Origin of the sequence: Geodermatophilus sp. Leaf369 (genome assembly GCF_001424455.1) — a bacterium.
In the GTDB taxonomy this organism is placed as follows: domain Bacteria; phylum Actinomycetota; class Actinomycetes; order Mycobacteriales; family Geodermatophilaceae; genus Klenkia.
This window is the reverse complement of sequence record NZ_LMQA01000001.1, coordinates 1,444,072-1,456,042: the sequence shown is the minus strand read 5'-3', so window position 1 is coordinate 1,456,042 and position 11,971 is coordinate 1,444,072. Positions and strand designations below refer to the sequence as shown.

The following is an 11,971-nucleotide window of genomic DNA, read 5'->3' as shown; positions in this document are numbered from 1 at the left end:
TGCGGACAGCGCGTGCTGGCGTGTCGTCGAGGGCGTGACGGCGTGTCCGGTCACACGGCGCGTCGCCCCTCAGGCGCGCGCCGGCTCCGGGGCGGGGACGAGCTCGACGTCCACGGGGGACGCGAGGCGGGGACCGACGACGCACGCCAGGGCGCAGACGAGGAAGAGCGCGTGCTGGCTGGCCCACACGAGCAGCGCGAAGAGGGAGGCGTCGACCCAGAAGCTCATGGCCGGGATCCTGTCGGTGGTCGATCGCTCACGGTGCGCGACAGGCCGTGGCGGGTTCCGCCACGTGACGCACGTGACCGGTGCGCCCAGCGGGACGCTCGTCCTGTGATCGCGCTCTCCATCCGCGGCGCGGGGCCGCGTGCCGGCACCGCCCCTCCGACCGGCACTGGTTCTGTGCCCCCAGAAGGTCCGCGTGTCGACGCCTCCGGCGCCCCGGCCGTGACCACCGGAGAATCGGGGTCGACGTGCTGGACGCGCCGTCCCCTCCCGCGACCGGGCGGGTGCCGCACCGGGACCGGGCCCTCGACGCGGTCCGAGGTCTCTGCATCGTCAGCATGACGTCCGCCCACCTGGCGCCCAACACCCCACCGACCCGGGCGCTGCACCTGCTCCCCTGGGTCGACGGGGCCTCGGGCTTCGTGCTCGTCTCCGGACTGGTGCTCGGCATGGTGCTCCCCGGCAGGGTCGCCCGGGGCGGGGGAGGCGCAGCCGCGCGCAGCCTGGTGCGGCGGGCCCGACTCCTCTACCTGACGCACGTGGCAGCCGTGCTGCTCGCACTCGCGTCGGGCCTCGTGGTCGCCCACCGCCACCCGCTCGACGGGCACGCGCTCCTGGCCGCGCTGACGCTGCAGCTGAACCCCGTCAACGTCAACATCCTGAGCCTCTACGTGGTCCTGCTGCTCCTCGCGGTGCCGGCCACCGCGTTGCTGCGACGGGGACGCCTCGGCTGGCTCGGGGTCGCCTCCGCGGCGCTGTACGTCGTCGGGCAGGTGGCCCCGGTCGTCACGACCCTGCCCGCGGACGGGCCGCTGGAGTTCAACTGGGCGGCCTGGCAGCTGCTGTTCCTGTCGGCGCTGGCCGTCGGGTGGACGTGGCGGACCCGCGGGCTCCAGGCCCGGGTGCAGTCGCCCCGGGTGGTGGCCGTGGCGACCGGGGGCCTGGTGGTCGTGGTCGCGGCCGGACTGGCCGCCACCCTGCTCGACCGGGCGGAGCCGGTCGCCGGGTGGGTCTTCGACAAGGGCGACGCCGGTCCCGGCCGCGTGTTGCTCGCCTGGCTCGCCTTCGTCGTCCTCTACCGGTGCACGGCGCTGGCGACCTCACGCCTGCCCCGTCCCCTGCTGGCACCGCTGGAGGTGGTGGGGCGCCGCAGCCTGGACTCCTTCGTCATCCTGACCGTCGGCACCCTGCTCGTCGCGGCGGTCCTCCCCGTGGACCGGTCACGGGTCGTCTCGGTGGCCATCGCCGTGGCAGCCCTCGTCGCGATGGGGGTGTGGGCGTGGTCCCGGGACCGGTGGACCGCCGCCCGGCGGGATCCACGCCCTCGGGTGTGACCGCCCGCGCACCGCTGCGCGCACGGTGGCACGATCTACCGGGTGAAGACCTGGCTCGACTCCTGGCCGGTGTTCCGCCAGCTGACCGGTTCCGACCCCCTGGGTCGTGGACACGCAGCGCGGAGCAAGGCGACCGAGAACGTCACGAGCCGGACGGCCACCGCCGACCGGGTCGTGAAGTCCATCTGCCCCTACTGCGCCGTGGGTTGCGGCCAGCGGGTCTTCGTCAAGGACGAGAAGATCGTCCAGATCGAGGGCGACCCGGACTCCCCGGTCAGCCGCGGCCGGCTGTGCCCCAAGGGCAGCGCGAGCAAGTCCCTGGTCACCAGCCCCACCCGGGTGACCACGGTCAAGTACCGCGCGCCGTACGCCACGGAGTGGACCGACCTCGGGCTCGACGAGGCGATGGAGATGATCGCCGACCGCGTGCTCGCCGCCCGTACCAAGGGCTGGCAGGACACCGACGGCGGCAAGCGCGTGAACCGCACGATGGGGATCGCCAGCCTCGGTGGCGCGACGCTGGACAACGAAGAGAACTACCTCATGAAGAAGCTCTACAGCGCCATGGGGGCCATCCAGATCGAGAACCAGGCCCGCATATAGCACTCCGCCACCGTGCCCGGTCTGGGTGCGACGTACGGGCGCGGCGGCGCCACGGGGTTCCAGCAGGACCTGGTCAACGCTGACGCCATCGTCATCGAGGGCTCGAACATGGCCGAGTGCCACCCGGTCGGGTTCCAGTGGGTCATGGAGGCCAAGGCGCGGGGCGCCAAGGTCATCCACATCGACCCGCGCTTCACCCGCACCAGCGCGGTCGCCGACCAGCACGTGCCGCTGCGGGTGGGCACGGACATCGCCTTCCTCGGCGGGCTGATCAGCTACGTCCTGGAGAACGAGCTCGACTTCCGTGACTACGTCACCGCGTTCACCAACGCGGCGTCCATCGTCAGCGAGGACTTCGTCGACACCGAGGACCTCGACGGCCTGTTCTCCGGCTGGGACGACGAGTCGAACTCCTACGACAAGGCCAGCTGGCAGTTCGAGGGCGCCCAGGAGCCCAGCGCGAGCGGTTCCGACGAGGTCGGCGCGACCATCCCGGAGCCCTCGAAGGTCTCGGGCACCCCGGCCACCGACCCGACGCTGCAGCACCCCCGCTGCGTCTACCAGGTGCTGAAGCGGCACTTCGCCCGCTACACCCCCGAGATGGTCTCCGACATCTGCGGCATCGAGGCCGAGGTCTTCCTCGACGTCGCCCGCACGGTGACGGCGAACAGCAACCGGGAGCGGACGACGGCCTGGGTCTACTCGGTCGGCTGGACGCACCACACCGTGGGCGCGCAGTACATCCGCACCGCCGGGATCCTGCAGGCCCTGCTGGGCAACATGGGTCGGCCCGGGGGCGGCATCCTCGCCCTGCGCGGGCACGCCTCCATCCAGGGCTCGACCGACATCCCGACGCTGTACAACCTGCTGCCCGGTTACCTGGCCATGCCGCACGCCACCGAGCACGAGACGCTGGACGACTTCTGCGCCGTCGGTGACGAGATGAACGGCTTCTGGGGCGGCACGCGGGCCTACATGGTCAGCCTGCTCAAGGCCTGGTGGGGCGACGCGGCTACCGCCGAGAACGACTACCTGTTCAACAACATCCCGAAGATCAACGGCGACCACGGCTCCTACCGCCAGGTCGCGGACATGATCCAGGGCAAGATCCCCGGCTACTTCCTGGTGGGGGAGAACCCCGCGGTCGGCCACGCCAACGGCAAGATGCAGCGCCTGGGTCTGGCCAACCTGGACTGGCTCGTCGTCCGCGACCTGCAGATGATCGAGTCGGCCACCTTCTGGAAGACCGCCCCGGAGATCGAGACCGGCGAGCTCGTCACCGAGCAGATCGGCACCGAGGTCTTCTTCATGCCGGCGGCCACGCACACGGAGAAGGAAGGCACCTTCACCAACACCCAGCGGCTGCTGCAGTGGCACCGTCAGGCGGTCGAGCCGCCGGACGACGCCCGCAGCGACCTGTGGTTCTACTACCACCTGGGCCGCATCCTGCGGGACCGGCTGGCCGACTCCACCGACCCGCGCGACCGCCCGCTGCTGGACCTGACCTGGGACTACCCGACCCACGGTCCCTTCGTCGAGCCCAGCGCCGAGGCGGTGCTGCGCGAGATCAACGGCGTCGGCCCGGACGGGAAGACGCTGTCCTCCTACACCGAGCTCAAGGACGACGGTTCGACGTCGGCCGGCTGCTGGATCTACACCGGTGTCTACGCCGACGAGGTCAACCAGTCCGACCGGCGCAAGCCCGGCCGGGAGCAGTCCTGGGTGTCCCCGGAGTGGGGCTGGGCGTGGCCGGCGAACCGGCGCACCCTCTACAACCGCGCCTCGGCCGACCCCGAGGGCAAGCCGTGGAGCGAGCGCAAGGCCTACGTCTGGTGGGACGAGGACGCCCAGAAGTGGACCGGGCACGACGTCCCGGACTTCGAGGCGACCAAGCCGCCGTCCTACCGGCCCGCGCCCGGCGCCAAGGGTGCCGACGGCATCTCCGGCGCTGACGCGTTCGTGATGCAGAACGACGGCAAGGCGTGGCTGTTCGCGCCGACCGGGCTGGCCGACGGCCCGATGCCGACGCACTACGAGCCCGACGAGTCGCCGGTCTCCAACGCGCTCTACGCCCAGCAGTCCAACCCGGGCCGCGAGGTCATCGAGGCGGCCTGGAACCGGAGCAACCCCCCGACCAGCGACGTCTACCCGTACGCGTTCACCACCTACCGGCTGACCGAGCACCACACCGCCGGCGGGATGAGCCGCACGCTGCCCTACCTGTCCGAGCTGCAGCCGGAGTTCTTCGTCGAGGTGAGCCCCGAGCTCGCCGACGAGCGCGGGTTGGAGAACGGCGGCTGGGCGACGCTGGTCAGTGCCCGGACGGCGATCGAGGCCAAGGTCCTGGTCACCGAGCGGGTGCGCCCGCTCAAGCTCAAGGGCGGCCGGATCGTGCACCAGATCGGCGTCCCGTACCACTGGGGCGAGCAGGGTCTGTCGGTCGGCGACAGCGGCAACGACCTGTTCGGCGTCGTGATGGACCCCAACGTGCACATCCAGGAGTCCAAGGTCGCCACCTGCGACATCCAGCCCGGACGGCGCCCGCGCGGCCCGGCGCTGGTGGACTTCGTCGAGGCCTACCGCGAGCGGGCCGGCGTGAAGTCCGGCCGCGTCCCGGTCGGCGGCCGGTCCCCGGTCGAGGCGGCGTCCTTCACCGGCGAGAGCGGCCACCAGGCGAACACCACACAGACCAACCCGTCCGGCGACGGACCGAGGACCCCGTGACCCAGATCAGCTCAGCCAGCCCGGTCTTCACCGGCAAGGACGACGAGAACCGGCTCTACGGGCCGCTGCCGGACGTGTCCGGAGAGGCCGGGTACGAGGACGACCACCCGGCCCGGGTCGGGTTCTTCACCGACACCAGCGTCTGCATCGGCTGCAAGGCCTGCGAGGTCGCCTGCAAGGAGTGGAACACGCTCCCCATGGACGATGCCGACGGTCTGAAGGACGCCATGGGCCTGTCCGGGATGTCCTACGACAACACCGGCATGCTCGGGGCCAACTCGTGGCGGCACGTCGCGTTCGTGGAGCAGTCCCGCGCGATCGACCTGCCGATGCCCTCGATCGGCGTGCCGGCGGCCCCGGGCCAGGGTGCCCAGTCGGCGGGTGGGTGCGGTGGGTCCTGCGGTTCGGGGGAGTCCCCGGCGCACGCGAAGACCGACGGCGTGACGATCGACCAGGCCAGCGTGCTCAACGCCCAGGCGCTGAGCTCGTTCGACCCGCAGACGGCGCCCTCGGGTGACCGGGAGATCCGCTGGCTGATGTCCTCGGACGTCTGCAAGCACTGCACGCACGCCGGTTGCCTGGACGTCTGCCCGACCGGTGCGCTGTTCCGCACCGAGTTCGGCACCGTCGTCGTCCAGGACGACATCTGCAACGGCTGCGGCTACTGCGTGCCGGCCTGCCCGTACGGCGTGATCGACCAGCGCAAGGACGACGGCAAGGTCTTCAAGTGCACGATGTGCTACGACCGGCTGACCGATGGTCTGCAGCCGGCGTGTGCCACGGCGTGCCCGACCCAGTCGATCCAGTTCGGTGACCTGGCCGAGCTGCAGGAGCGTGCCGACGCGCGGTTGGCGACGCTGACCGAGCAGGGCGTGACCACCGCGCGGCTGTACGGCCGCGACGAGGACGACGGCGTCGGGGGAGCCGGGGCGTTCTTCCTGCTGCTCGACGAGCCGGAGGTCTACGGCCTGCCGCCGGACCCGATCGTCACCACCCGCGACCTGCCCTCGATGTGGAAGCACGCGGCCGGTGCGGCCGCGATGCTGGTCGGCGTGGCCGTCACCTCGTTCCTGGGACGGCGGAAGTGAGCGACGCAGGCAAGCGGTCGGCCCCGGAGGTCTCGCCGGACTCGACGATCGTCGGGCGCCCGTCCGAGCCGGTCGACGCGCCGCTGGACCACCGCCCCGGCACCTCCGGGGTGGCCACCCCGGGTGGCGGCTGGCGCAAGGCCGACGGTCCCTCGGCGCAGAAGCGGACCAAGCGGAAGCGCAAGGGCGGCGGCGGTGGGCGTGGCCGGGACGGCGACCCCACGGTCGGCGATGCGGACTTCCAGTCCTACTACGGCCGGCAGATCGTCAAGTCCGCGGTGTGGAAGACCCCCGACGTGCCGCTGTACCTGTTCCTGGGTGGCGCGGCCGGTTCGGCGTCGGTGCTGGGTGCGATGGCCGAGTTCACCGACCGTCCCGCCCTGGCGCGCACCGGACACCTCATCGCCGGTGGCGGTGCGATCGCCTCGGTGGGCTTCCTGATCCACGACCTGGGCCGCCCCGAGCGGTTCCTGCACATGCTGCGGGTGTTCAAGCCGACCTCCCCGCTGAGCGTCGGCTCCTACATCCTGTCCCCGTTCAGCGCGCTGACCGGGGCGACCGCGGCCCTGCACCTGCTGGGCCAGGTCCCGGCCGTGCGCCGCTCGGGTGGGTGGCTGCCCACGCTCGTCCGCTCGGTCGGCCTGCGCAAGACCGCCGGCATCGGCGCCGCGGTCTTCGGCGGCCCGATGGCCGCCTACACCGCGGTGCTGCTGGCCAACACCGCGACGCCGTCCTGGCACGAGCCCGGCGACCAGTTGCCCTTCGTCTTCTGCGGTTCGGCGCTCGCGGCCGGCGGTGGCCTGTCGATGGTCTTCACCCCGGTCGACCAGGCCGGCCCCGCCCGCCGCACCGCTGTCACCGGTGCCGCGGTCGAGCTGGTCGCGATGCACAAGGTCGAGAACGACCACGGCATCGTCTCCGAGCCGTACCACATCGGCCGGGCCGGGAAGCTCCTGCGGATCGCCAAGGCGTGCACCGCCGCGGGCGCGGTGGGTGCCACGGTCGTCGGGGGCAAGCGGTGGGGCGCTGTTGCGTCAGGGACGCTTCTCGCGGCCGGGTCGCTGCTCACCCGGTTCGGCGTCTTCGACGCCGGCATGGCGTCGAGCAAGGACCCGAAGTACGTCGTCGTCCCGCAGCGGGCGCGGATGGCTGCTAGGGAAGCGGCTGCCGCGGGCTGAGTCGCGCTCCTCCGGCACGTGCGTGGGGGGCGCCGGGATCCCGCAGGGGTCAGTACGCCCCGCAGCGGATCCGGTCGGTCTAGGTTCACCCCGTGCAGCAACGGGTGAACCAGGCTCTGGCCGCCGTACGCACGGCGCGGGCGGTGAGCCAGCACGTGGCCGGGCGCAGACCGGTGACCGGTGGAGGCGCGTCGGGTGTCGTCGTCTCGCTCACCACGCACGGGCGGCGGGTCCGCGGGGTGCACCGGACCATCGAGACGATCGCGGCCGGTGTGCTCCGGCCCGACCGTCTCGTGCTCTGGCTGGACCCCGCCGACCACGCGACGCCGACCGGTGCCCTCCGGCGGCTCGTCGACCGTGGTCTGGAGGTCCACGAGGCCCCGGCCGAGTGGGGACCGCACAAGAAGTACCTGCCCTACTGCCTGGCGCACGCTGCCGACGGTGCCCTGCTGGTCACCGCCGACGACGACGTCCTCTACCCGCGTCGCTGGCTGCAGGACCTGGTGGACGCCCACAGGGCGGACCCCACGACGGTCTGGGCGCACCGGTCGCGGATGATGCGGCTGACCGCCGACGAGTCCGCCCTGGCGCCGTACCAGGCATGGTCGTACTCGCGCAGCTCCGGTCCGTCGTTCGCGCGGGTGCCGATCGGCATGGGCGGCGTCGCCTACCCCGCCGTCCTCCAGGCTCGGCTGGCAGAGGGGGGTGCGGGCGTGCCCGACCTGGTGCGGCGCACCGATGACCTCTGGTTGCACCGGCACGCCCTGCGGGGCGGCTTCCCGGTGGGACAGGTCCGGGAGGTGGCCGCCGACTTCCCCGTCCAGTTGGGTTCGCAGGACTCGGCCCTGTTCCGGACGAACCTGAACGGTGGGAACGACCACGTGGTGAGCCGGCTCTACGACCCCACCGACCTCGAGCTGCTGCGGGAGCACGCCCGGGGCTGAGCTGTGGGCGGTGTCATGGGCGGTGGCGCCGTCGTCGGAGCGGTCCGGGCGTTCTGGCTGACTACCCTCGGAGGGGAGGGCTGCCGTCGCCGGTGCCGTTCGGGGCGTCCCGTGACGGGTGCCCGCCCGACGAGGGAAGAGGCCCCGGAACCCGCATGGCCCAGCTCGAGACAGCCCGCCCACCGTCGCGGAACCGCCCCCCGGTCCGGCGGGTGCTGGAGTTCTACGGGCTGACCGCCGCCACGGCTCTGGCGCCGCTGGTCGCGCTGCCGGCGATCACGTCCTCGGCCGGTGCGTCCGGGTTCGCCGCCGTCGTGCTGGGTCAGACCCTGGGCGCTGCGGCCGCCGTCGTCGTCCTCATGGGCTGGGGCCTGGTGGGGGCGCACGCAGTGGCGGTCCGGCGTGACTCGCCGGTCGAGCTCCAGGAGGTCTACTGGACCAGCCTGTTCACCCGGTTGGCGGTGGCTGCGGTCGTCCTGCCCGTCGTGGGCCTGATCGCCTTCCTGGTCGCACCCAGCCACGCCGCCGTCGTGGTCCTGGCCGCCGTCGGCTCCGGGCTCGTCGGGCTCACCAGCTCCTGGTACTTCACCGGGCTCGGGCGCAGTGGCCTCGTCGCGCTGTACGAGACGCTGCCGCAGGTCGCCGTCTCCGTGCTCGGTTCGGTCGCCCTCTGGTCCGGGATGCCGCTGATCGGGTTCCCGGTGCTCACGATCGTCGCGAACGTCCTCGCCGTGGTCCTGGCGTTCGTGCGGCTGCGCGGTGACCGGGCCACCCGCACCGTCCCGGGCCCCCGGGCGATCGGGACGTCGCTGCGAGAGCAGTCCGGCCTCATCCTCAGCTCGCTGGCTGCCTACGCCTGGACGGGGTTCTCGGTCACCCTGGTGGCCACGGTCTCCCCCGCGTCGCTGGCGTTGTTCGCCGCCCTCTACCGCGTGCAGCTGCTCGGTCGGGCACTCCTCTTCCCGTTCAAGAACGCGCTGCAGAGCTGGGTCTCCGGCGGTGCCGACGAGGACCGCCCGGCCCGCACCCGCACCGCCGTGCTGGTCACCGTGGCCGCGGGGGTGCTGGTCGCCGTCGGGATGGCGGTCCTGACGCCGCTGTTGGACGGGGTCGTGTTCTCCGGGACCATCGAGGTCGGGTTCGGGCAGGCCTCGGCCATGGCCGTCTCCCTGGTCGTGGTGTCGATGTCGCTGGCGTTCTCGGCCTACGTGCTCGTTCCCGGGGGGCTGACCAGGATCATCGTCACGAGCACCGTGGCTGGTGCGGTCGTGGGCGTCCCGCTGCTCCTGGCTGGAGCGAACTGGGCAGGGGCGGTGGGGGCGAGCCTGGCCATCCTGCTCACCGAGCTCGTCGTGCTCGGCAGCGCCTTCGTCCTGTGGAAGCTGATGCGGCGCCGGTTCACGGGGCCGGCGAGTTGAGCCGGCCGTTCCCGTCCGCGCGGACGCCGGGGTCAGGGTGCCGTTCCCGCATCGCTGCCACCACGACGAGCATCGCCACCAGGAACGACGCGCTGCCCAGCATCTCGAGGAGCTCCTCGGGGATCATCATCGCCGAGTACCCCGTCCGCTGGACGTCGCCGTCCCACTGCAGGAACTCGAGCACCTGGGAGACCACCCAGCAGACGGCACCGAGCACCCAGGTGCCCCGGAACGCGGGGATCGCCCAGTACCGGCGCAGGGCGAGGAGGAAGCAGACACCGGCCACAGCGAAGGCGGGGAGGTAGAGCACCTGCCAGTCGACCCCGGTCGTCGCTTCCAGGGTCTCGTGGAGCGCCGTGACCTCGTCGACGGCCATGAAGCACAGCAGGACCCCGACAGGGAGCACGGCCCGCCCGGAACGGTCTCGTCGCCAGACCCCCACGGTCGAGGTGCCGGCGGCCAGGAGCAGCAGGGCGGAGAAGACCGCAGCCCCACGCAGCTCAGCATCGAGCTCGAACCACTGGGCGGCGGCCACGTCGAGCCTCGCCAGGAACCCCGTGATCGCGAAGAGCGTGATGAGAGCCAGACAGACCACTGCCACGAGCACCGGCGGCCGGGATGCCTCCATGGCCAGGGCCCCTGCTCGCCGGATGGTCGAGTACCGGGACGTGGGCGTGCCCAGCGACATGACACCTCTCTCGGTCCAGGCTCTGCACTCGGCGTGAGTGAGGGCGCTCGCCTGGTGAACGCCCGATCAGGTGAACTGTTGGTCGGTTGTTCACCCGCTGTCAAGCTGGGTCGGCGCGCAGGTGCGTCGATGCCCCCTGACCCCGGTCTGCGCCGGCCACGTCCGTGTCCGACCACCCTCGGGCCGGCGGGAGCAGGGGCCTCCTGCGGCGGGCAGTTCGGCTGTCGGCCGCCGTGCGACCGGTGTCACTCCGAAGTGCACCCCGGGTGGGGGACACTGAGGGTGATGATGATGCGTCAGTCAGTTGCGAGACCGTCCCGCTCCGGGTGGTCGGGAGACCGCAGGGGTGCGCTGTCGTGATCGCCGTGGAGGACGCCTCGGACGCGGCCGTACGCCACGCTCGGCTGCGCGTGCTGTTCGCGAGCCACACTCCGGAGAGCGGGGTCTTCCGGGTGGGCAGCCACCACCTGTCGCGGGAGTTCGCCCGGCAGGGGATGCAGGTCGGGCACATGTCCACTCCGCTGTCCCCGGTGAAGTTCCTGGGCCTCGGGAACCGGATCGGGCTCCGTTCGCGGTTGTCGGCGACGCTCGGCGGCCCCACCGCGGACGCCGACGGGCGCATGTCCTCGGTCCCCTTCACCACGTTGCCGGTGCAGTTGACCGCTGGGTGGCCGGTCAACCTGGCGCTGCACACGGCCGTGCCGAGCCTCCGTAGGACGATCCGGGCGTCGGGTCTGGAGCGCCCGGACTTCCTGCTGATGGACCAGCCGATGTTCGCCGGCCTCGGTGCCATGGTGGGTGCCCGGACGACGGTCTACCGCCCGACCGACGTCTACACCGGTGAGCGCATGCGGGCGGCACAGGATCGCGCGCTCGCCGAGTCGGACGCCGTCGTCGCCACGTCGCAGGAGGTGCTCGACCGGCTGCCCTCCCGTGCTCGGGACCTGCCCAGCCTGGTGCTGCCGAACGGGGTGGACGCACCGTTCTTCCGTGGCGGACGAGCCAGGACCGTCGCCGAGGACGCCGTCGTCTACGTCGGCGCTCTGGACGACCGGCTGGACTGGGCCTGGTTGCGCGACCTGGCGAGATTGCGGCCACACGTGCGGTTCGACCTCTTCGGCCCTCCGCCGCCCGTCCGGCCCGACGGTCTGGGGGAGAACGTCCGGCTGCGCGGGGCGATCGACTACGCCCGGGTGCCGGCCGCCCTGGCTGGGTACCGGACCGCGTTGATGCCCTTCACCCCCGGTGTCACCAACAGCGGACGCAGCCCGATGAAGCTCTACGAGTACCTCGCTGCTGGACTCCGGGTGCTGGCCACCCCGCACTTCGCCGGCAGCAGCACCCCACCGCCGGGTGTGTTCGTGGCGGCGGATGCGAGCGCCGCTGCCGGCATCCTCCCCGGTCTGCTCGTGGCCGACGACCGCAACGAGGCCGGAGCCGAGGTGGCGGACGACCGCGACTGGAGCCACCGGTCGACGACGCTCTTGGACTTCCTGCTCACGCTGTGACGTCTGGAGGCCCCACCCGTCGCCCCTTCGGGTGAGGAGGGGGCGCCTTCGGCCCCCAGCACCTCCAGTCCCACCGCTCCCGCGTCGATGGGCACTCGAGAACACTCGAGTCCCAGGGAGCGCGTCGTGCACACAGATCAGACACCGTCGAACGTCGCCGGTCGGCGACGCCGACGGCTCTTGATCGGCGCCACCCTCGTGGTGCTCGTCGGGGCCGGTGTCCCGAGCCTGACCTCGGCACAGACCAGCTCGCCCGAGACC

8 protein-coding genes and 1 pseudogene are annotated in these 11,971 nt (G+C 72.1%); 7 read left to right on the top strand and 2 right to left on the bottom strand.

Going from position 1 to position 11,971, the window contains the following annotated elements; genetic code table 11:
- Positions 1–69: 69 nt before the first annotated feature.
- Positions 70–228 carry a hypothetical protein gene (locus tag ASG36_RS21820; protein ID WP_157498615.1) on the bottom strand — a complete coding sequence of 53 codons (159 nt, stop codon included), beginning with the start codon at positions 226–228 and terminating at the stop codon, positions 70–72.
- Between the two features lie 80 nt (positions 229–308).
- On the opposite strand from ASG36_RS21820, the gene opgC reads away from it, so the two are divergent.
- The 6 genes and pseudogenes from opgC to ASG36_RS07190 all read left to right on the top strand — a co-directional run bounded on the left by opgC (position 309) and on the right by ASG36_RS07190 (position 9,514).
- Positions 309–1,559, top strand: a complete 1,251-nt coding sequence (opgC, locus tag ASG36_RS07220) for an OpgC domain-containing protein (protein ID WP_369794067.1) — start codon at positions 309–311, stop codon at positions 1,557–1,559.
- Between the two features lie 33 nt (positions 1,560–1,592).
- A pseudogene (gene fdh / locus ASG36_RS07210) lies at positions 1,593–4,886 on the top strand (formate dehydrogenase).
- On the top strand, positions 4,883–5,974 hold the full coding sequence (locus ASG36_RS07205; protein WP_055761272.1) for a 4Fe-4S dicluster domain-containing protein: 1,092 nt from the start codon (positions 4,883–4,885) through the stop codon (positions 5,972–5,974). The pseudogene fdh and the gene ASG36_RS07205 overlap by 4 nt, the downstream one beginning before the upstream one ends.
- Positions 5,971–7,152 (top strand): NrfD/PsrC family molybdoenzyme membrane anchor subunit, encoded by a 1,182-nt coding sequence (gene nrfD, locus ASG36_RS07200; RefSeq protein ID WP_235494671.1) that lies wholly within the window; start codon positions 5,971–5,973, stop codon positions 7,150–7,152. The genes ASG36_RS07205 and nrfD overlap by 4 nt, the downstream gene beginning before the upstream one ends.
- 92 nt (positions 7,153–7,244) lie before the next feature.
- Positions 7,245–8,096, top strand: a complete 852-nt coding sequence (locus tag ASG36_RS07195) for a hypothetical protein (protein ID WP_157498611.1) — start codon at positions 7,245–7,247, stop codon at positions 8,094–8,096.
- A 212-nt stretch (positions 8,097–8,308) separates the two neighbouring features.
- Entirely contained in the window at positions 8,309–9,514 is a 1,206-nt protein-coding gene (locus tag ASG36_RS07190) for an oligosaccharide flippase family protein (protein ID WP_157498609.1), read from the top strand.
- Here the strand turns inward: ASG36_RS07190 and ASG36_RS07185 are convergent.
- The gene (locus ASG36_RS07185) at positions 9,495–10,202 is read right to left on the bottom strand and encodes a hypothetical protein (protein WP_055761263.1); all 708 of its coding nucleotides are present in this window, start codon (positions 10,200–10,202) and stop codon (positions 9,495–9,497) included. The two genes, ASG36_RS07190 and ASG36_RS07185, sit on opposite strands and share 20 nt — an antisense overlap.
- 356 nt (positions 10,203–10,558) lie before the next feature.
- Here ASG36_RS07185 and ASG36_RS07180 point away from each other — a divergent pair, with 356 nt between their 5' ends.
- Positions 10,559–11,710, top strand: a complete 1,152-nt coding sequence (locus ASG36_RS07180) for a glycosyltransferase (RefSeq protein ID WP_055761260.1) — start codon at positions 10,559–10,561, stop codon at positions 11,708–11,710.
- Positions 11,711–11,971: the final 261 nt, after the last annotated feature.